Origin of the sequence: Oceaniradius stylonematis, assembly GCF_965223445.1 — a bacterium.
Taxonomy (GTDB): Bacteria; Pseudomonadota; Alphaproteobacteria; order Rhizobiales; family Rhizobiaceae; genus Roseitalea; species Roseitalea stylonematis.
Genome location: NZ_OZ244994.1, coordinates 3,321,062 through 3,341,181 on the forward strand (window position 1 = coordinate 3,321,062; position 20,120 = coordinate 3,341,181).

The window sequence follows — 20,120 nt, forward strand, 5'->3', positions numbered from 1 at the left end:
CATTCATGGTTCCTCCAATCCGGTTCGCCACCGAACGGCTGGACGTGTCTCCATGGGATGAGCTTCTCGATGACGCCGGGGCACGGCCAGGCTTCGTCGCCACACTGATCGACCTGCTGGCGCCGGAAGTCACCCGCCACCTGCCGCCGGCGTGGCAGATCGAACGCAAGCCCGAAGACATGGATGGCTGGATCGCCGCGCGGCGCGCGGCGAGCGCAGTCGCCTGTGTGAATGAACGCCAAGGCGGCGCGCTTGCCGGCCTGTTGGTGACCAGGCCGGGGTCCGAGGATGATGCGTTGATCGTCGGCTATCTCTTCAGCACCGATTACTGGGGGCGCGGCTATGCGACCGAGCTTGTCCGCGGCGTCGCCGGCTGGGCTGCCCGAAACGGCTACGCGCGCCTCGAGGCGGGCGTCGTCTCCGAAAACGCAGCCTCCGCTGCCGTGCTGGTCAAGACCGGTTTCACACGGGCCGGCGTCACCGGCGATGGCGTGGATGCCTATCGCCTCGACATCGGCTCCGGATGAAGGCCGCGCGCAGCCCTCTCGCGCAGGAATGCAATCATCGCCCTGGTCTTGAGCGGCAGATGCGCGCGGCTCGGATAAATCAGCCAGGCCGCCGTGTCGAAGCTGGTGGCCGTCACCTCATGGTCGGCGAACAGGTCGATGGCGCCTCCCGAAGCGAGCGGCCCGCTGACCAGCCAGTCCGGCACAAGCGCCGGGCCGAGGCCCGCCAGCATGGCATCGGCCATGGCGCGCGGGTTGGAAAAGGAAAGGTTGCCCTTGACGGGCACCTCGATGACGGGGTCGCCGGCGCCTCTCCGGAACAGCCAGCGGTCGCTGAAGGGAGAAAGCGTCAGGCGCAGGCAATCAAGTTTGCCGAGCGCCTGGGGGCGGTCCGGCCGACCGTGGGCATCGATCCAGGACGGGGTCGCGGCAACATGATAGCGCGTGGGCATCAGCCGGGTGCAGATGACATCTGCCTGGACACGCGGGGCAAGGCGAACCGCCAGATCGATCCGCTCTGCGGCGAGATCGGCATTGTCGTCGCTCAGGATCAGTTCAACCGACAGATCGGCAAAACGCGCGCGAATCTCCGCGAGCAGCGGCACAATGACGATCTGGCCGAACGAGACGGACGCGCCGAGCCGCAGGGTGCCCGTAACCGCATCGCCCGCTTCCGAGAGCCGGGCGCGGGCGCCCTCGATCCCATCGACGGCATCTTGTGCCGCCGTCAGGAACAGCCGGCCAGCCTCGGTCAGGGCCAGGCTGCGCGTGCTGCGGTGGAAAAGGCGCGCGCCGAGCTCGGTCTCCAGGCCGGCAACTGCGCGCGACACGGCCGACGGGTCGCAGCCATGCGCCCGCGCTGCCGCCGCAAAGCTGCCGAGCCGTGCCACATCGCAGAAAAGCGTCAGGTTCCGAAGGTCCATTCATGCACATTATGCATGAACCAGGTGCGCCGCCACCGCTTTCGGCAGCCGGCGCCTTGTGGCAGAAAAGCATGGTCACAGGAGACAGGACATGGATCAGCTTGCCAGTCAGACAGCCATCGTAACCGGTGCCTCGCGCGGTATCGGCGAAGCCGCCGCGCGCGAACTGGCCAAGGCGGGCATGAATGTCGTGCTTGCGGCGCGGACGGCCGACGACATCGAACGAGTTGCGGCCGGGATCGCCGAAGATGGCGGCACGGCGCTGGCCCTTGTCTGCGACGTGGCGCGTCACGCCTCGGTCGAAGCGTTGATGGAGCGGACGGTCGAGACTTTTGGCGGCGTCGATGTACTGGTCAACAATGCCGGTGTTATCAATCCCATAGCGCGGCTTGCGGAATCCGATCCTGAAGCGTGGGGCAATGCCGTCGACATCAATCTCAAGGGTGTCTATCACGGTGTTCGCGCGGTCCTGCCGGTCATGGTCGAGAAGGGCTCGGGAACCATCATCAACCTGTCGTCGGGCGCCGCCTACGGTCCGATGGAGGGTTGGAGCCACTACTGCGCGACCAAGGCCGCGGTTCTGATGCTGACCCGGGCGGTTGACAAGGAGTATCGCGACCGGGGCATTCGGGCGGTCGGGCTGAGCCCGGGAACCGTGGCGACGCAGATGCAGGTCGACATCAAGGCATCGGGCATCAATCCGGTCTCGCAGATGGACCCGTCCGTGCACGCGCCGCCCGAATGGATCGGCCGGGCCATCGCCTGGTTGGCGAGCGAGGGGGCCGACAATTATCTCGGCGACGACCTTCAATTGCGCTCAGACGCAGACGCCCGCACCGCAATCGGGCTGCCGCCGGCCGCCTGAGGCAGCCGGCGCTATTGCGGCTTGAGAAGCCGCCGCAGCGAGGCGTCCATCACCTGCAGGAAACGCGAGCGGTCGGCCCTGGTGAACGGCGCCGGCCCGCCGATCTGCTCGCCACCGGCCCTCAGGTCCGCCATGATCGCCCGTGTCGCCACCGCCGCGCCGATCGAATTTTCCGTGAAGGCCGTCCCCTTGGGCGAAAGGGCGGCGGCGCCTGCCTTAAGGCATCGCTCCGCCAGGAGTATGTCGGCGGTGATCACCAGAGCCTGCCCGTGCGCGTGCTCGACGATCCAGTCGTCGGCAGCGTCGAACCCGTCGGAGACGATCACGCGGCTGATCAGCGGATCGTCCGGAATGCGGATGAAGCTGTTGGCAACGATCGTCACCGCAACCGCGTAGCGCTCGGCGACCCGATAAACCTCGTCCTTGACCGGGCAGGCGTCGGCATCGACGAGGATCAGCGGTGCGGGCGGTTCGGGGTCCTGGCTCATGCGCCGCCTTATCGGCCTGCCGGCATCCAGGTGCAACCGCAAACGGGCCCGAGCGGTTCGGCGGCAAACGGGCTCAGCCGTCCCGCTGCGGACGGCCGCGATGACCGGTCCCGAACGTGTAGCCGGTTTCCACGGCGCGATCGCCGAACTTGCCGCGCAACGCGTCGATCGCCCGCTCGGCCTTTGCGCGCCGCGTTGCTTCGATATCGACCAGATCGTCCGGATCGGCGAGTGCGGGATGGGCGAAGTCGGCGACGCCAACGCCCAGAAGCCGGTACTGCGTGCCGTCCAGCTCGTCTTCCAGAAGCGGCAATGCCGCGCGGAAGATGCGGTCGGCCAGTTGCGTCGGATCGGAAAGCTGCCGGTTGCGCGTCTTGGACCGGAATTCGCGGTCCTTGAGCTTGAGCGTCACCGTCTTGCCGGCCAGGCCCTTGGCCTTGAGGCGCGCCGAGACCTTTTCGGTCAGCGACCGCAGCACCGGGACCAGCGTCGCCGCATCCCCGTGATCGTCGTTGAACGTCGTCTCGTGGCTGATCGACTTGGCGCCCCCGCGCGGCTCCACATGGCGCGTATCGTGGCCGCGCGACAGATGAAAAAGCCGTCGGCCCATCACGCCATAGCGCTTCATCAGCGCGGTTTCGTCCATCGACTGCAACTGGCCGATCCGGGTGATGCCGTCCCTTTCCAGCTTTGCGGCGAACGCCTTGCCGACGCCCCAGATCAGCGTCACCTTCTGGCGGGCGAGAAAATCGAGCGCCTCGGCCTCTCCGATCACCGAAAAGCCGCGCGGCTTTTCAAGGTCCGAGGCGACCTTGGCCAGAAACTTGCAATAGGACAGGCCGACGGACACCGAGATGCCGATCTCGTCTTCCACACGCCGCGCAAAGCGTGCCAGCGTGCGTGCGGGCGTGTCCTTGTGAAGGCGTTCGGTGCCCGTCAGGTCGAGAAACGCCTCGTCGATCGAAAGCGGTTCGACCAGCGGCGTCAGCTCTTCCATCATCGCCCGCACCTGCCGGCCGACGGCGGCATATTTCGCCATGTCCGGCTTGATCACCACCGCGTCCGGACACGCCTTCAGCGCCTTGAACATCGGCATGGCCGACTTCACGCCATGGATGCGGGCGATGTAGCAGGCCGTTGAAACGACTCCTCTTTTTCCGCCGCCGATGATGACTGGCCGGTCGCGCAGCTCCGGCCTGTCGCGCTTTTCGACCGCCGCATAGAAGGCGTCGCAATCCACATGGCCGATCGACAGCCGGGACAGTTCGTCATGGCGCGCCATGCGCGGACTGCCGCACGCCAGACAACGGCGCTCGGAACCGGTTGCCGGCGCCAGGCAGTCGCGGCAGAAGGCGCTTGAAACATCGGCTTCATTCATCGCTTGAACATAGCACGAACAGGCGCCGCCGACGAAGGCGCGCAATGGTGTCAGAGGACATCGCCGGGACCAGGCACCGCGCCGCCCGACAGCCGCAGGCCGGCTTCCTGCACCCGGGCCGGGTCCAGCCCGTTATCGTCGCAAAAGCGCATCAGCGTCGGCTCGTGGGCGAGGAGGAAGTCGAGAACGCCGGCAAGAAAGCCCGGTTCGGTGGCCGCTTGCCGGATCTGAACCGGCTCGATGCCGCTCAGCGCGCAGAACCGGCTCATCATCTCGCCGTCGGCGGCAATCCAGGACAGGGCGGCAATGGCGACCGACGCGGCGTCGGCGTTCATCGCGCCATTTTCATCGGTTGCCGGCATCTGCGGTTTTCTCATCGCCGCCTTCGCTCTTTTTCAATCATCTGGCGCTATAGCCAAACGCGGACAAGCCCGGGCACAATGCGCCGCAAGGCGATTCTCGCACCGCCCGACCGCCGGATGGGGATGGACATGGCCAAGACCGTCATGATCGTAGAAGACAATGAGCTCAATATGAAGCTCTTCCGCGATATCATCGAGGCCAGCGGCTATGAGACCGTGCGCACGCGCAACGGCCTGGAGGCGCTCGATCTGGCGCGCGCCCATCGGCCCGACCTGATCCTGATGGACATCCAGTTGCCCGAAGTGTCGGGTCTTGAGGTCACCAAATGGCTCAAGGCTGACGACGACCTGCACACCATTCCGGTGATCGCGGTGACCGCCTTTGCGATGAAGGGCGACGAGGAACGCATCCGCCAGGGCGGGTGCGAGGGCTATATGTCCAAACCGATTTCGGTTCCTAAGTTTATCGAAACGATTAAGTCCTATCTTGGCGAGGCTTGAGCGCACCGCGCTCGCCCGTTCGGGATGGAAGACACATGACCGCACGCATTCTCGTCGTCGACGACAACCAGCTCAATCTGGACCTCCTGAACGCGCGTCTGACGATGGAGTATTACGAGGTGCTGACGGCGATGAACGGCGCCGAGGCGCTGGACACGCTCGAACGCGAGAACATCGACATCGTCCTCCTGGACGTCATGATGCCCGGCATTGACGGGTTCGAGGTCTGCCAGCGGATCAAGGCCAATCCGGCGACGATGGACATTCCGGTCGTCATGGTCACCGCGCTCGACCAGATGGAAGACCGGGTGCGCGGCCTTCAGGCTGGCGCCGACGATTTTCTGACCAAGCCGGTCAACGAGATGCAGCTTCTGGCTCGCGTCAAGAGCCTGGTGCGCCTGAAGATGCTGACCGACGAGCTGCGCCTGCGCGCGCACACAACGCGCGACATCGCGATCGAGGAACTGCTGCGCAATCAGGGCAAGGCCGGCCACGAGCCTGCCGAGGTGTTGCTGATTGACGAGCGCATCTCGGTCTTCGAGCGGTTTTCCGGAATCATGCGCGGTGCGGCCCGGCTGCACCATGTCAACGACCCCAAGGCGGGTGTTCAGGCGGCCGCCGAAGGACGGTTCGACTGCGCAATCATATCCGCCGACTTTTCCGATTTCGATCCGCTGCGCGTCATTTCCCAGCTTCGCTCGCTTGACCGGACACGCTTCCTGCCGATCATCCTGTCCAGCGATATAGAGAACGACACGCTGATTGCCCGCGCGCTCGAACTGGGCGTCAACGATTATGTGGTCCGGCCGGTCGATCCTAACGAGTTCGTCGCGCGCCTGAAGACGCAGGTGCGCCGCAAGGCCTATCATGACGGGCTGCGGTCCAACGTTGCCGAATCGATTGAACTGGCGGTCACCGACGGTCTTACCGGCCTGCACAATCGCCGCTATCTGGACACCCACCTGGAAACGCTCGTGGAACGGGCGCACAAGCGCGGCCGCGCTTTGTCGCTTCTGATCACCGACATCGACCATTTCAAGGCGGTCAACGACACCCATGGCCATGACGGGGGCGATGAGGTGCTGCGCGAGTTCGCGCGCCGGCTGCGCAACCAGGTGCGCGGCATGGACCTGGTGTGCCGCTATGGCGGCGAGGAGTTCGTCATCGTCATGCCGGACACGCCGGCGCTGATGGCCGCCGAGATCGCCGAGCGGCTGCGGTTCGACATCGCGGATACGCCATTCGGGCTGGGCGAGGGCGGCATGGAAATCGCGGTGACGGCATCGCTCGGGGTCGCGACGCTCGACAGCGATGCCGGCGAAACCGCGGCGAACCTGATCAAGAAGGCCGACACCGCGCTCTACGAGGCCAAGGCCGGCGGCCGCAACCGGGTCGTGGCCAAGGCCGCCTGACGCGCACGGGGTTTTCCATCATGGCCCAAGCAAAACCGCCGGGGCAGCGCCGCCGGCGGTTCGCGTGATGCCGCAAGGGCCGATCGGTGAAGGCGGGCGCCTTACTTGATCTTGGCTTCCTTGAACTCGACGTGCTTTTTGGCGACCGGGTCGTACTTCCGCTTGACCATCTTCTCGGTCATGGTGCGGCTGTTCTTCTTGGTCACGTAGTAAAAGCCCGTATCGGCTGTCGATTGCAGCTTGATCTTGATGGTTGTGGCCTTGGCCATGGTCGATGCGCCTTGTGATCGGTACGGTACGGTCGGACAAAAAATAGCCGGCGCGCGCAAAGGGCCGCTCCGGCGTTGCGATGCAGATGACCCATCGGGCCCGGAAAGTCAAGCGCTTGTCCCGGTCAGGGGAACCAGCCGGTCGCCGGATATTCGATGATGCGCCGGCCGTTGCGCACCCGGTAACACGGCACCGGCGGATCGGTTGCGAGCGGCGGATCGTCGGCCAGCCGCGCGGTCGCGATACGCATCACTTCGGCTGTGATCGCATGCAGCCGTTCACCGTGATCCGTGTCGGCGCGGTACCAGCCGATCGCCGACAGTTCGCCGTCTGTTCCTTCGAACCGCACCTGGCCGCGGTCGACGACGGCGAGGAAGAAGCGGGTGTCGTAGCGGCGCACCTGGCCGGGCGGCGTGATCGCCCGCGCAATGTAGCGCAGCGGCGTCAAAAGGGCCCTGCTTTCAAGAACAAGACCGGTTTCCTCCCCGGTCTCGCGCATCGCGCAGGCGGCAAAGGCGGTGGCGCGGCTGTCGCTCGCGCCGGTGCCCAGTTCGTTGCGAAGCCAGGCCATGTCGGCATCGGGGACGACCGGCGGAAGGGGTAAATGGCTGTCGGCCTTTTCCACCCGTCCGCCCGGAAAGACACGGTTGTGCGCCATGAAGACGTGTCCGCCCGATCGCTCGCCCATCAAGAACGCCGGTGCGCCATCCGAAAGGTCCGCCAGAAGCAGCGAAGCGGCGTTGCGCGGACGAAGATGGGGACGGCCGGACATGCGTGCCTTCAGCCGTGCTGTGCCGGATCGATGTCGGGATCGGCGACACCGTCCTCGGTGCCGCCGAATCCGTGCATCCGGTTGGCCCATTGGAGGCCGATCACCGCACCCTTGATCGGCGGGATCAGCGCGAACGCCAGGATCAGGGTGAGGGGAATCCAGACCGCAAAATGCAGCCAGGAAGGCCAGTCGGTGACCCGTTCGACCATCAGAAAGCCCGCAACGACGACATGGCCGACGATGAAGACGTTCAGATAGGCGGGCAGATCGTCGGCGCGATGATGATGCATGGCCTCGCCGCAGGTCGAACACGCATCGACGGATTTGGCATAGGAAGCAAACAGCGCGCCCTCGCCGCATTGCGGGCAGCGGGATTTGAGGCCGCGCCCGATGGCGCGCCACAGCGGCCGCCGCGGCTCGTGTCCGGTGCCGCCGAAAATGTGCGTGTCCATCGTCTGGCTCATCTGGTGTCCGAAGCTCCTATCGGCGTCTGCGGCCCCGGTTGCCGGCCTTGCGCGCCATCTGCTTGCCGCGTCCCTTGTGGCGCGATGTCATCGACATGCCCAGATCGCGCGGTTCGCTCTCCATGTCAAAGCGGATCGCGCCCGCCATCGCCTGCACTTCGGCCAGCCGCACCTCGACGGGATCGCCCAACCGGTAGCCGGCGCCGCTGCGTTCGCCGACCATGGCGTGCAGCGCCTCGTCATGGCGATAATAGTCCTCGCCCAGTTTCGAGGCGGGAATGAACCCGTCCGCGCCCAGCCCGTCAAGGGTGACGAAGAGGCCCGCGCCCGCCATGCCGGAGACGCGCGCATCGAACGTGTCGCCGACACGGTCGGCCAGATGTTCGGCGATCAGCCGGTCGACCGTGTCGCGCTCCGCACTGACCGCGCGGCGCTCGGCCGACGAGATAAGGCCGGCGATCTCGCGCAGCCGGTCGATCTCCATTTCGGGCAGTTCGTCGCCGCCATCGCCAAGGCCCAACGCCCCGATCAGCGCGCGGTGCACGATCAGGTCCGCATAGCGCCGGATCGGTGAGGTGAAATGGGCATAGCGTTTCAGGTTCAGGCCGAAATGGCCGATATTGTCTGGCGAATATTCGGCCTGGCTCTGCGAGCGCAGCACCACGCCATGCACAAGCGGCGAATGGTCCGTGTCCTCGACCCGGGACAGGATCGCGTTGAAGGCGGACGGCCGCAATTGCGCGCCACGGGCCAGCGGAATGTCGAGCGTCTTGAGGAACTCGCGCAGCGCCTCCTGCTTGGCGAGCGCAGGCGCGTCATGGATGCGGAAGACCAGCGCCTGCTTCTTCTTTTCCAGCGTTTCTGCGGCCGCGACATTGGCCTGGATCATGCACTCTTCGATCAGCTTGTGCGCATCGAGCCGGGGCGGGACCACCACCTTGTCGACCGTGCCGTCCTCGGCCAAAAGGATCTTGCGTTCGGGAATGTCCAGTTCGAGCGGCTCGCGGTTTCGCCTGCCTTTCAGCAGGCACGCATAGGCGGCCCAGAGCGGTTTGAGGATCGTGTCCAGGACCGGTTTGGCGATGGCGTCCGGCGCGCCGTCGATGGCCTGCTGCGCCTGTTCGTAGGAGAGTTTGGCGTGGCTCCGCATCATGATGCGGTGGAAGGAGTGGGACTTCTTGTGTCCCGAGGCGTCGAACACCATGCGCACGGCCATGGCCGGCCGGTCTTCCTTCTCCCGCAATGAGCACAGATCGTTGGAGATGCGCTCGGGCAGCATAGGCACGACGCGGTCGGGGAAATAGACCGAGTTGCCGCGCTTTTGCGCTTCCCGGTCGAGCGCCGAGCCGGGCCGGACGAAATGGGCGACATCGGCGATGGCCACGGTGACGATATGGCCGCCCGGATTGGACGGATCGTCGTCCGGCATGCCGTGCACCGCATCGTCATGATCCTTGGCCGTTGCCGGGTCGATCGTGATCAGCGGCACGTCGCGCCAGTCCTCGCGCGGCGGCTCGATCCCGGGCCGTTTCGCCGCCTCGGCTTCGGCCAGCACTTCTTCGGGGAAGATATGCGGGATGCCGTGCGCATGAATGGCGATCATCGACACCGCCTTCTCGCTTTTCAGCGAGCCGATCACCTCGAGCACCTTCCCCTTGGCGAGGCCATGCCGGCCGGAGCGCGTCTCCGAGACCTCGACCAGATCGCCGGGCCTGGCGTCGCCCAGGTCGGCCTTGTCGATTTCCAGTTCGTTTTGCTTGCGCTCGGTCGGCTCGATCCGGTAGCCGCCCTTGTCGGTGCGGCGCACGACGCCGAGGATCGCTGCCTTCTTCCTTTCGAGGCGCTTGATGACGCGGCCCTGATAGCTGCCGTCGCCGGCCTGTTCGCCGATCCGCGTCAGCACGCGGTCGCCGACGCCCGGCAGGATGATCTTCGCGCGGCCCTTTTTCGGCGCAGAGATGGTCACGAGCGGCAGCGCGCCGCGTTCCTCGTCCCATTCGGCCGGCCGCGCGATCAGCCCGCCATCGGCGTCGCGGCCGGTCACTTCGAGCACCATCACCGGGGGCAGGGTGCCGGGCGCCGCAAGGCGCTTGCCGCGTTTTTCGACGAGCCCTTCCTCTTCCAGTTCGCGCAGCACATGTTTCAGCGCCACGCGCGCGTCGCCTTTCAGGCCGAACGCGCGGGCAATGTCGCGCTTGGTCGCCTTTTGCGGATTGTCGCGGATGAAGGCGGCGATCGCCTCGCGCGAGGGCGTGCCCCTGGGTCGGCCGCCTCCGCCGCGCGGCGGTTTACTCATCTGCAGCCGCCGAGGCGGCGGTCTTGGCCTTGCCGGCGGGTTTCTTCTTCGGCGCCGGCTTCTTTTTGGCCGCGGTCTTCTTCTTGGCGCCCGACGGGCCGGCCACCTTCTTGCCCGCCTTTTCGGCGCGCGCGGCGATCAGTTCGACGGCCTTCGCCAAATCGACGCTCATCGGATCGGTGCCCTTGGGGATCGTCGCATTGATCTTGCCGTGCTTCACGTAAGGGCCATAGCGCCCGTCATGCACGGTGATCGGCCCGCCCACTTCAGGGTGTTCTCCCAGTTCATTCAACGCTGCCGGGGCCGACCGTCCGCGCCCGCCGCCCTTGGCGGCTTTTTCGGCGATCACGGTGACGGCATGGTTCAGCCCGATCGTGAAGACGTCCTCGACGCTTTCGAGGTTGGCATAGGTCCCGTCATGCAGGACGAACGGGCCGTAGCGTCCGATGCCGGCCGAGATCATCTTGCCCGTTTCGGGATGCGCGCCGACATCGCGTGGCAGAGCCAGCAGCGCCAGCGCCTTTTCATGATCGATCTCTTCGGGCTTCCAGCCCTTGGGCAGGCTGGAGCGCTTGGCCTCCTTGCCTTCGCCGCGCTGGACGTAAGGCCCGAACCGGCCGGTGCGCAGCGTGATGTCCTCTTCGGTGAACGGGTCCTTGCCGAGCACTTTCGGCCCGTCGGCGAACGCGTCGGCATCGCCATTGCCTTCCTGGCCGAGCTGGCGCGTGAAACTGCATTCGGGATAGTTTGAGCAACCGACGAACGAGCCGAACTTGCCGAGCTTCAGGCTGAGTTTGCCGGTCCCGCATTTGGGGCAGATGCGCGGGTCCGATCCGTCCTCGCGCGCCGGGAAGACGAGCGGTTCGAGCCGCTCGTTGAGCGCGTCGAGCACGTCGGTGATGCGCAATTCCCTGGTCTCATCCACATGGGCCGAGAACTCGCGCCAGAAATCGCGCAACACGTCCTTCCAGGCCAGCTTGCCGTCGGAGATCAGGTCGAGCTTCTCTTCCAGCGAAGCGGTGAAATCGAACTCGACATAGCGCTCGAAGAAATCCTGCAGGAACGCCGTGACGAGCCGTCCCTTGGGTTCAGGCACCAATGCGCGCTTTTCAAGCCGCACATAATCACGGTCCTTCAGGGTCGAGACGGTCGCCGAATAGGTGGACGGCCGGCCGATGCCGATCTCTTCCATCTTCTTGATCAGCGAGGCCTCCGAATAGCGCGGCGGCGGCTCGGTGAAGTGCTGGGTCGCCTCGATCGAGTCGCGTGCGCAAGCCTCGCCCTGCCGCATGGCGGGCAGGCGCTTGTCGTCGTCGCCATTGTCGTCGTCGGCGCGCTTTGAATCGTCCTTGTGCTCTGTATAGGCGGCAAAGAAGCCCTCGAACTGGACCACCGAACCGGTCGCGCGCAGTTGCGCCTGCTTGCCATCGCCTGCCGCGGTGATCTCGACGGTGGTCCGTTCCAGCCGCGCCGACTCCATCTGGCTGGCGATGCCGCGCTTCCAGATCAGATCGTAAAGCTTGAACTGCTCGTCCGTCAGCGTGCTGCGAATGTCGTCCGGCGCGCGGTCGAAATCGGTCGGCCGCACTGCCTCGTGTGCTTCCTGCGCGTTCTTTGCCTTGGAGGAATAGTGCCGGGGCTTGTCGGGCACGAATTCGCCGCCGAACCGGCTGCCGATCGCCGCGCGGGCGCCATCGATGGCTTCTGGCGCCATCTGCACGCCGTCGGTCCGCATATAGGTGATCAGGCCCGCCGTTTCGCTGCCCAAATCGACGCCCTCATAGAGTTTCTGGGCGATCTGCATGGTTCGCGCCGGCGCAAAGCCGAGCTTTGCCGAGGCTGCCTGCTGCAGCGTCGAGGTGGTGAAGGGCGGCGGCGGGTTGCGGCGGACGGGCTTGGCCTCGACCGATGTGACCGAGAAGGCCGATGCCTCGAGCATGGCCTTTATGGTGTTCGCCGTTTCGCCGTCGCGCACGCCCATCTTGGTCAGCTTTTCGCCGTCGAACCCGGTCAGGCGGGCAACGAACGGCGCATCGGCCGCCGTCTTGAGATTGGCCAGGATCGACCAGTATTCCTCGGGCTTGAACTGTTCGATCTCGGTTTCCCGGTCGCAGACAAGACGCAGCGCCACCGACTGCACCCGCCCGGCGGAGCGTGCACCGGGCAGCTTCCGCCAAAGGACGGGAGAGAGCGTGAAGCCGACAAGATAATCGAGCGCGCGCCGCGCCAGATATGCGTCGACCAGCGGCCCGTCGATCTCGCGCGGGTTGGCAATCGCATCGAGCACCGCCGCCTTGGTGATCGCGTTGAAGACGACCCGCTTGACCGGCTTGTCCTTGATCGCCTTTTTCTTGTTGAGCACTTCCAGCACGTGCCAGGAGATCGCCTCGCCCTCGCGGTCGGGGTCGGTCGCGAGAATAAGGCCGTCGGCCGACTTCACGGCGGCGGCGATCTCGTTGAGCCGCTTGTTGGACGCCGTGTCGACCTGCCATGACATGGCGAAGTCTTCGTCGGGCTTGACCGAACCGTCCTTGGCCGGCAGGTCGCGCACATGGCCGAACGAGGCCAGCACCTTGTAGCCGGACCCCAGATATTTGTTGATGGTTTTCGCCTTGGCGGGCGATTCGACGACGACGACTTCCATGGATGATCCATTCCGGAAAAAGGCCAGCGCGCAGGGCGCGGCGGGCATGGACATGGCGGCATGAAGGCGCCGGGTCAAGGGCGGACGCGGCGTTTTGTATCTCCCGACGGCCTGTCGGCGTGCGGGAAAATACACGCTTTACGAGTATAATTTCCGGAGTATCGCTTGTTTTGCAACTTATGGTGATCTATCTTCGCGCCAAGCCGCTTTTTTCTTTCCGCGTCGCGCCAGGAGCATTCAGTGCCAGACAATCATCGCGAAACGCGTGCCGACAGACTTGGCTATATTCAGTCGATGCTCGGTCAATTGCGGACGATGGCCGAGGCCGAGCGTTGCGACCTTCTGACCTACCTGATCGAGATGGCCTATATCGAGGCCAGCGATGCCATGCGCGGCCAGCAGCCGTCACGGGGCGGGGACAAGAAGCGAGACACGGTTGCCTGAATGCCGCTCGATGCGGCCGGCAAGGTCCAGTTCCATGATGATCAGGAACATCTGCGGTGCGCCCAGCCCCGCTTCGACAATCAGTTCATCGACTGCCACCGGGGTCGGTCCCAAAAGGGCCAGCACCTTCTCGCGCGCGTCGTCGTCGGGCGGCAATGCCATCATCGCGGTCAACTCCATGGGCGCTGGCGGCGGCTGGTAGAACTCGGCGGCCGGATCGAGCGGGCTGATCGCTTCGATCACGTCGTCGGCCGACCGTACCAGCGTGGCGCCGTCGCGTATCAGCGTGTTGGTGCCGTGTGCACGCGGATCGAGCGGTGAGCCGGGAACCGCAAGGACGAGCCGCCCCAGTTCTCCGGCCAGCCGCGCCGAAGTCAGCGAGCCGGACCGTGCGGCGGCTTCGACGACCACCAGCGCCATCGACAGGCCGGCGATCACCCGGTTGCGGCGTGGAAAGTCCTTGGCGCGGGGCTGCCAGCCAAACGGCATCTCCGTGATCGAGCAACCCTTGCCCTCCCGCTCGATCCGCGCCAGCAGATCGACGTTCTCGGGCGGGTAGGGCTTGTCGGGGCCGCCGGCCAGGACCGCGATTGTTCCCGTCGCAAGCGCCGCCTCATGCGCCGCACCGTCAATGCCGCGGGCAAGGCCCGAGACGATGGCGTGCCCCTGTTCGCCCAGCTCCGAAGCCAGGCGGCGCGCCATGGTCAGCCCGGCCATCGATGCATTGCGCGACCCGACGATGGCGACAGCCGGCGTCTGCAAGACGCTTGGTTCGCCGGTCACGGTCACCAGCGGCGGTGCCTGGTCGGCAAGACGCAAGAGCGGCGGATAGTCCGGCTCGCCGATGCCGATCAGGCGCGCGCCATGGGCGGCGATGGCCTCCAGCTCGGCCGCAGCTTCCTCTTCGGACGGAATGTGCGGGTGGCGCCGGCGCCCGCCGCGCGTCGACAGTTCCGGCAGCATGGCGAGAGCCTGTTCGGCCGACCCGCAATGGTTGATCAGGTCACGGAAGGTGGCCGGCCCGACATTCTCCGCGCGCCAAAGGCGCAGCCATGCCAGCCTCTGCCGGTCCGACAACACGAAGCGAACCGCCTGCGGCTCGGTATCGGCCTGGCCGTCCTCCGGCACGCCTGGTCTCCCGTCATCCCTTTTGGCCGATCCGGCTCTCGGTGCCCTCGCGCAGCCGCGCAATATTGGCGCGATGCTTGAAGAACACCAGAGCGGTCAGGCCGACATAAAGCCAGCCCAGCATGTTTTCGCCAAGGATGAACAAAGTCAATGTGGTCACGCAGACGCCGACAAGCGCGGCCAGCGACGAATAACGCGTGATGAAAGCCGTCAGCAGCCATCCGGCGGCGAACGGCAACAGAACCATCCAGGAATAGCCCAGCGATATACCGGCGAAGGTCGCAACGCCCTTGCCGCCGCGAAAGCCCAGCCAGACGGGGTAGAGATGGCCGACAAAGGCGCCGAACCCCGCCGCCATCGCCGCCTCGGTGCCGAAGGCCTTGGCGATGAGAACCGGCGCCAGCCCCTTGAGCGCATCGAGCAGCAGGGTCAGCGCGGCAAGGCCCTTGTTGCCGGTGCGCAGCACATTGGTCGCGCCGATATTGCCCGAGCCGATCGATCGTATGTCGCCCAGCCCGGCCAGGCGCGTCAGAATCAGGCCGAACGGGATCGAGCCGCACAGATATCCGCCGACAAGCGCAGCCAAAGCGGTCAGAAGGCTGAATTCACCGATCGTGTCCATCACATCCTCCCGGCGCGGTGCCGATCATGCCGCAAAGACCGTGCGTCCGGCAACGACGGTTCGCACCGAGCGCCCGGTCAGGCGGGCTTCGTCGAAGGCGGTGTTTTTCGACAGCGACCGCAATTGCGCCGCATCGAGAACGAAGGGCTCGTCGATATCGATGACGGCGAAATCCGCCGGCGCACCCGGGCGCAGCGTGCCGGCATCGAGCCCGAGCCGGCGCGCAGGCGCGGTGCTCATCGCCTCGATCAGGCGCGGCAGCGGCACGTCGCCCGAATGATGCAGGCGCAGCGCCGCGCTGAGCAGCGTCTCGAGGCCGACCGCGCCGTCCTCGGCCTCGGCGAAGGGCAGGCGCTTGGTGTCGACATCCTGCGGGTCGTGGTCCGAGCAGATCGTGTCGAGCGTGCCGTCATTGAGAGCGGCAATCATCGCCTGCCGGTCGTCTTCGTGGCGCAGCGGCGGCGACAGTTTGAAGAACGTCCGGTATTCGCCGATATCGTTCTCGTTCAGCGTCAATTGGTTGATCGACACCCCGGCCGTCACGTCAAGCCCGTCGGCCTTGGCCCGGCCGATTGCGTCGGCGGCTGGCGCGCACGAAATCTTCGCCGCATGATAGGCCGCGCCGGTCAGGCGGGCAAGGCGCAGATCGCGGTCGAGCGGCAGGAGTTCGGCTTCGCGCGGGATGCCGGGCAGCCCCAGAAGGCTGGCGAACAGTCCTTCATTCATCACGCCCGCGCCGGCCAGATCGGCGTCGCGCGTGCAATGATCGATCACCGCGTCGAAATCGCGCGCGTAGGTCATCGCGCGCCGCATCACCGCGGCATTGGCGATGGTCTTGCGGCCCTCGGTGAACATGACCGCGCCCGCACCGCGCAGATTGCCCATTTCGGTCATTTCGGCGCCGCCAAGGCCGATGGTGATCGCCGCCGCCGGATGGACACGCACGGCGCCGGTTTCGCGCGCCGTGCGCAGCACGAATTCGACCAGCGCGACATCGTCGATGACCGGGCTCGTGTCCGGCATCATCACGATCGAGGTGACACCGCCCGCCGCCGCCGCTTCGCAGGCCGACGCAATCGTCTCGCGATGCTCGCCGCCCGGTTCGCCGATATGGACGCGGTTGTCGACGAGGCCCGGCACGATGGTCAGCCCGGTGCAGTCGATGCGTGTCGCACCGTCCGGCAATCCCTGGTTGCGCGCGCCCGCACCGCATGCGGCGATCACGCCGTCGGCGACGATCAGCGTGCCGGTCTCGTCGATGCCGCGCGACGGATCGACAATGCGGGCATTGTCATAGACCGATGTTCCCGTGGCGGGCGTCATGGCGCCACCGCCTCGTTCCGGCGCGGATCGAGCAGCGCTTCCATCACCGCCATGCGCACGGCGACGCCCATCTCCACCTGTTCCTCGATCACCGACTGCGGCCCGTCGGCAATCTCCGAGGCGATCTCGACCCCGCGGTTCATCGGCCCCGGATGCATGACCAGACAATCGGGCCTGGCATGGGCGAGCTTGGCCGCATCGAGCCCGTAATGGCGGAAATATTCGCGCACGGACGGCACGAACCCGCCGGCCATGCGCTCGCGCTGAAGGCGCAGCATCATGACGACATCGGCGTCGCGAATGCCGTCCTCCAGCCGGACATGATGTTCGGTGCCCATCTCTGCAATCCCCGCCGGCATCAGCGTCGAGGGTCCGACGGCGCGCACCCGCGCGCCCATCGTGTTCAGGAGGATGATGTTGGAACGGGCGACGCGGCTGTGCAGGATGTCGCCGCAGATCGCCACCGTCAGCCCGTCGAGCCGCCCCTTGTGACGCCGGATCGTCAGCGCATCGAGCAGCGCCTGGGTCGGATGTTCGTGCGCGCCGTCGCCGGCATTGATCACCGCGCAGCCGACCTTGCGGGCAAGCAGCGCGGCGGCGCCGGCAGCGCCGTGACGGATCACCAGAATGTCCGGATGCATGGCGTTCAGCGTCATCGCCGTGTCGATCAGCGTTTCGCCTTTTTTGACCGAGGACGAGGCGACCGCCATGTTCATCACATCGGCGCCGAGCCGCTTGCCGGCCAGTTCGAACGAGGCCTGGGTGCGTGTCGAGGCTTCGAAGAAAAGGTTGATCTGCGTCAGCCCGCGCAGCACGGCCTTCTTCTTTTCGCGCTGGCGCGAGATATCGACGGCTTCGTCGGCCCGGTCGAGCAGGGTTGCGATGTCCGGATAGTTGAGCCCGGCGATCCCCAGAAGGTGCCGGTGGCCGTACAGAGGGTGGTCTGCGGATGCTGTCATGCTGAATGTGCCGCTTAAGCGCAATCGGTGCCGGTCGCAAGCGAGCGGGCGCGCGATCACAGCTTTTTGGGTGCCCATTCGCAGTGTGCGGCCGATGGGCTAGGCTGCAGCCGACAACCGGAATCACCATGCGGGATGCTGCCGTGAACACCTCGCCGACCCATGCCGTCACCAATCAGCCGCCGCCGCGCGCCGGCGGCAACGCCTATCGCGACGATGCGCTGCTTCTGGCCCTGACCAAGGCGATGAGCGGCGAGACGGTGCGCGAACTGGACCAGATCGGCCGCTATGTTCTGGCGCCGGAAGCGCTCGATCTGGCGCGTCTTGCCAACGAATCCCCGCCGCGTTTGAGGACCCATGACCGCCAGGGACGCCGCATCGACCAGGTCGAATTCCATCCTGCCTGGCACGCGCTGATGCGGCGCTCGGTCGGCTGGGGCCTGTCCAGTTCGGTCTGGGAGGAAGGGCCGCGCAAGGCCGGCAATGCCCATGCCACGCGCGGCGCGCGGTTTTTCATGATGGCGGGGCTCGAAACCGGCCATCTGTGCCCGCTCACCATGACCAGTGCCGCCATGGCCGCGCTGATGGTCTCACCGCAGCTTGCGCGCGAATGGGGCCCGCGCCTGATGACCCGCCAATATGACAGCGCCAACCGCGCACCGGTCGAAAAGGCCGGCCTTCTGATCGGCATGGGCATGACCGAAAAACAGGGCGGCAGCGACCTGTCGGATCTTTCGAGCCGCGCCGAACCCGCCGGCAACGGGCTCTACCGGCTGACCGGCCACAAATGGTTCATGTCGGCTCCCATGTGCGATGCCTTCCTGATGCTGGCGCGTACGGCAAACGGCATTTCGTGTTTCCTCGTGCCGCGTTACCTGGCCGGCGGCGAGCGCAACGGCCTTGCCTTCCAGCGCCTCAAGGACAAGCTCGGCAACCGGTCCAACGCGTCGTCCGAGGTCGAGTTTTCCGGCGCGATCGGCCAGCTTGTGGGTGAAGAAGGCCGCGGCATCAGGACGATCCTCGAAATGGTCACGCTGACCCGCCTCGATTGCGCGCTGGCCTCGGCGGGCCTCATGCGGTCGGGTCTCGCCGAAGCCGTTCATCACGCCCGGCATCGCAAGGTGGCCGGCGGCGCGCTCGTCGACAAACCGCTGATGACGCGGGTTCTTGCCGACATGGCACTCGATGTGGCGGCGGCGACGGCCCTGTCGTTCCGGCTGGCGCGCTCGTTCGATGGAGCCGGCGGCGATGCGGCCGAAGGCGCCTTTGCCCGGGCGATGACGCCGGCAATCAAATACTGGGTCTGCAAGACCGCGCCGCCACTCCTCGCCGAGGCGATAGACAGCCTTGGCGGCAACGGCTATGTCGAGGAAGGCATTCTGGCCCGGCATTTTCGCGAGGCTCCCGTCAACGCGATCTGGGAGGGCTCGGGCAACATCATGGCGCTCGACGTCATGCGCGTTCATGCGCGCTCGCCCGAAACGTTCGATGCCATCGTCGACGGCCTGTCTCACGATCTGGGCAAGGCCGGCACGCGCACGATCGAGGTGGTGCGGGCGGCATTGGCGCTGGCCGCGCGCGACGAAGGCGCGGCCCGGATCGCCACCGAACAGCTGGCGCTGGCTGCCGCCGCCGCCGAGTTGCGGCGCCTGGGCATGGGCGCGCTCGCCGATGCGTTTGCCGAGACCCGGCTTGGCGGCGCGTGGCGGGCGACCTACGGCATGCTGGACGCGCGGTTCGACGCGCGCGCGATCCTTGACGCGCTCTATGTCCCGGCCAGTTGAGCGGTGATCGCCAGAACGGCGGGGATCGACAGGAAGGCGATGGCCGTTTGAACGGTTACCGCCGCCGCATAGGCTTCCGCGTCGCCGCCCATCTCGCGCGCCAGCACATAGCCGTTCATCGCCGTCGGCACGGCGGCGCACAGCGCCAGATAGTGCAGCTCGAGACCGTCAATGCCCATCAGGATCGCCAGCCCGATCATCAGCACCGGCAGGACGGCAAGCTTGAGGACGGAGGGTGCGATGACGGCCCATCCGGTCAGCATCCGCACATTGCCCTTCAGGCCGGCGCCGATGGCCAGTAGACCCATGCCGAGGGCGGCACGACCGACCAGATGCAGTGCGTCCATGATCGGGCCGGGCAGGGGAAAGGGCAGCAGCCGGACGATGATCGCCAGCGCCGTGCCGACGATAAGCGGGTTTACGGCGACTTTGCGCAGCGTCGCGCCAAGGCTCGGCTTGGCGTTGGTGAACCATGCGACCACCGAGACCGTCGCCACATTGATCGGGATGATCACCACCGCCATGGCGAGCGCGACCATGGCCGCGCCTTCGGGCGGAAACAGCTTTTCGGCAACGGCGAGCGCGATGAAGCCGTTCCAGCGGATCGATGCCTGAAAGACCGATGAGTAGGTCGGGCGCGACAGGCCCTGCCGGCGCAGCAGCGGCCACAATGCGAGCGCCAGGAACCCCAGAACCGTCACCGCCGCCAGAAGGACGAACATCGCCGTGCCGAGCGACAGTCCGGAAAAGTCGGCGCGCACGATCGTGGTGAACAACAGCACCGGATAAAGGACGTAGAACCCCATCCGGTCGAGTCCGCGCCAGAAGTCTGGCTGGAAAAGGGGCAGGCGTTTCAGGCCGTTGCCGGCGAAGATGAGAATGAAGATCGGTGCGATGGAGGCGAAGATGGCGGCCATGATGGCCGCTCCTTACGCCTCGGTGCCGTTTCCCGCAACGCATGCCGAGTCGCCCCCGAGAG

At 66.1% G+C, this 20,120-nt stretch carries 20 protein-coding genes; 6 read left to right on the forward strand and 14 right to left on the reverse strand.

Features of this window, described 5'->3' with window-relative positions; all coding sequences use genetic code 11:
• Positions 1 to 5 precede the first annotated feature (5 nt).
• Positions 6 to 527 (forward strand): GNAT family N-acetyltransferase, encoded by a 522-nt coding sequence (locus ACOQOU_RS16370; RefSeq protein ID WP_306024722.1) that lies wholly within the window; start codon positions 6 to 8, stop codon positions 525 to 527.
• Here the strand turns inward: ACOQOU_RS16370 and ACOQOU_RS16375 are convergent.
• Positions 500 to 1,429 (reverse strand): LysR family transcriptional regulator, encoded by a 930-nt coding sequence (locus ACOQOU_RS16375; RefSeq protein ID WP_306024723.1) that lies wholly within the window; start codon positions 1,427 to 1,429, stop codon positions 500 to 502. The two genes, ACOQOU_RS16370 and ACOQOU_RS16375, sit on opposite strands and share 28 nt — an antisense overlap.
• 91 nt (positions 1,430 to 1,520) lie before the next feature.
• Here ACOQOU_RS16375 and ACOQOU_RS16380 point away from each other — a divergent pair, with 91 nt between their 5' ends.
• On the forward strand, positions 1,521 to 2,294 hold the full coding sequence (locus ACOQOU_RS16380) for an SDR family oxidoreductase (protein WP_306024724.1): 774 nt from the start codon (positions 1,521 to 1,523) through the stop codon (positions 2,292 to 2,294).
• An 11-nt stretch (positions 2,295 to 2,305) separates the two neighbouring features.
• Here ACOQOU_RS16380 and ACOQOU_RS16385 read toward each other — a convergent pair whose 3' ends face one another.
• From ACOQOU_RS16385 to ACOQOU_RS16395, 3 genes are all read right to left on the reverse strand, one after another.
• Positions 2,306 to 2,782, reverse strand: coding sequence for a YaiI/YqxD family protein (locus tag ACOQOU_RS16385; protein WP_109766173.1), 477 nt, complete (start codon positions 2,780 to 2,782; stop codon positions 2,306 to 2,308).
• A gap of 73 nt (positions 2,783 to 2,855) precedes the next feature.
• Positions 2,856 to 4,160: a DNA polymerase IV gene (locus tag ACOQOU_RS16390; protein WP_306024725.1), complete on the reverse strand. Its 1,305-nt coding sequence runs from the start codon at positions 4,158 to 4,160 to the stop codon at positions 2,856 to 2,858.
• A 50-nt stretch (positions 4,161 to 4,210) separates the two neighbouring features.
• A complete protein-coding gene (locus ACOQOU_RS16395; RefSeq protein WP_306024726.1) occupies positions 4,211 to 4,522 on the reverse strand; it encodes a DUF3572 domain-containing protein in 312 nt (103 codons plus the stop codon).
• A gap of 129 nt (positions 4,523 to 4,651) precedes the next feature.
• Between ACOQOU_RS16395 and ACOQOU_RS16400 the strand changes: the two genes are divergently transcribed.
• A complete protein-coding gene (locus tag ACOQOU_RS16400; RefSeq protein ID WP_109766176.1) occupies positions 4,652 to 5,023 on the forward strand; it encodes a response regulator in 372 nt (123 codons plus the stop codon).
• Positions 5,024 to 5,058: 35 nt separating this feature from the next.
• Positions 5,059 to 6,435, forward strand: a complete 1,377-nt coding sequence (locus ACOQOU_RS16405; protein WP_306024727.1) for a PleD family two-component system response regulator — start codon at positions 5,059 to 5,061, stop codon at positions 6,433 to 6,435.
• A gap of 101 nt (positions 6,436 to 6,536) precedes the next feature.
• Here ACOQOU_RS16405 and rpmG read toward each other — a convergent pair whose 3' ends face one another.
• The 5 genes from rpmG to topA all read right to left on the reverse strand — a co-directional run bounded on the left by rpmG (position 6,537) and on the right by topA (position 12,881).
• A complete protein-coding gene (rpmG, locus tag ACOQOU_RS16410; protein WP_109765998.1) occupies positions 6,537 to 6,704 on the reverse strand; it encodes a 50S ribosomal protein L33 in 168 nt (55 codons plus the stop codon).
• 125 nt (positions 6,705 to 6,829) lie between these two features.
• A complete protein-coding gene (locus ACOQOU_RS16415) occupies positions 6,830 to 7,477 on the reverse strand; it encodes an NUDIX hydrolase (RefSeq protein WP_306024728.1) in 648 nt (215 codons plus the stop codon).
• Positions 7,478 to 7,485: 8 nt separating this feature from the next.
• On the reverse strand, positions 7,486 to 7,941 hold the full coding sequence (locus tag ACOQOU_RS16420) for a DUF983 domain-containing protein (RefSeq protein WP_109766000.1): 456 nt from the start codon (positions 7,939 to 7,941) through the stop codon (positions 7,486 to 7,488).
• A 16-nt stretch (positions 7,942 to 7,957) separates the two neighbouring features.
• The gene (rnr, locus tag ACOQOU_RS16425) at positions 7,958 to 10,237 is read right to left on the reverse strand and encodes a ribonuclease R (RefSeq protein WP_306024729.1); all 2,280 of its coding nucleotides are present in this window, start codon (positions 10,235 to 10,237) and stop codon (positions 7,958 to 7,960) included.
• Entirely contained in the window at positions 10,230 to 12,881 is a 2,652-nt protein-coding gene (gene topA / locus ACOQOU_RS16430; protein ID WP_109766177.1) for a type I DNA topoisomerase, read from the reverse strand. The genes rnr and topA overlap by 8 nt, the downstream gene beginning before the upstream one ends.
• 240 nt (positions 12,882 to 13,121) lie before the next feature.
• Between topA and ACOQOU_RS16435 the strand changes: the two genes are divergently transcribed.
• Positions 13,122 to 13,325, forward strand: coding sequence for a hypothetical protein (locus ACOQOU_RS16435; RefSeq protein ID WP_109766002.1), 204 nt, complete (start codon positions 13,122 to 13,124; stop codon positions 13,323 to 13,325).
• Here the strand turns inward: ACOQOU_RS16435 and dprA are convergent.
• Genes dprA through ACOQOU_RS16455 form a run of 4 tightly spaced genes read right to left on the reverse strand, consistent with a single transcriptional unit; the run spans position 13,287 to position 17,357 of the window.
• On the reverse strand, positions 13,287 to 14,453 hold the full coding sequence (gene dprA / locus ACOQOU_RS16440) for a DNA-processing protein DprA (RefSeq protein WP_306024730.1): 1,167 nt from the start codon (positions 14,451 to 14,453) through the stop codon (positions 13,287 to 13,289). The genes ACOQOU_RS16435 and dprA overlap by 39 nt on opposite strands.
• A gap of 13 nt (positions 14,454 to 14,466) precedes the next feature.
• Positions 14,467 to 15,075, reverse strand: coding sequence for a glycerol-3-phosphate 1-O-acyltransferase PlsY (gene plsY, locus ACOQOU_RS16445; RefSeq protein WP_306024731.1), 609 nt, complete (start codon positions 15,073 to 15,075; stop codon positions 14,467 to 14,469).
• Between the two features lie 24 nt (positions 15,076 to 15,099).
• Positions 15,100 to 16,398: a dihydroorotase gene (locus ACOQOU_RS16450; RefSeq protein ID WP_306024732.1), complete on the reverse strand. Its 1,299-nt coding sequence runs from the start codon at positions 16,396 to 16,398 to the stop codon at positions 15,100 to 15,102.
• Positions 16,395 to 17,357: an aspartate carbamoyltransferase catalytic subunit gene (locus tag ACOQOU_RS16455; protein WP_306024733.1), complete on the reverse strand. Its 963-nt coding sequence runs from the start codon at positions 17,355 to 17,357 to the stop codon at positions 16,395 to 16,397. Before ACOQOU_RS16455 ends, ACOQOU_RS16450 begins: the two co-directional genes overlap by 4 nt.
• Positions 17,358 to 17,485: 128 nt before the next feature.
• Between ACOQOU_RS16455 and ACOQOU_RS16460 the strand changes: the two genes are divergently transcribed.
• Positions 17,486 to 19,141, forward strand: a complete 1,656-nt coding sequence (locus ACOQOU_RS16460; RefSeq protein WP_420578743.1) for an acyl-CoA dehydrogenase family protein — start codon at positions 17,486 to 17,488, stop codon at positions 19,139 to 19,141.
• Here ACOQOU_RS16460 and ACOQOU_RS16465 read toward each other — a convergent pair.
• Complete coding sequence (locus ACOQOU_RS16465) at positions 19,123 to 20,058, reverse strand: AEC family transporter (RefSeq protein ID WP_109766006.1); 936 nt, start codon at positions 20,056 to 20,058, stop codon at positions 19,123 to 19,125. The two genes, ACOQOU_RS16460 and ACOQOU_RS16465, sit on opposite strands and share 19 nt — an antisense overlap.
• Positions 20,059 to 20,120: the final 62 nt, after the last annotated feature.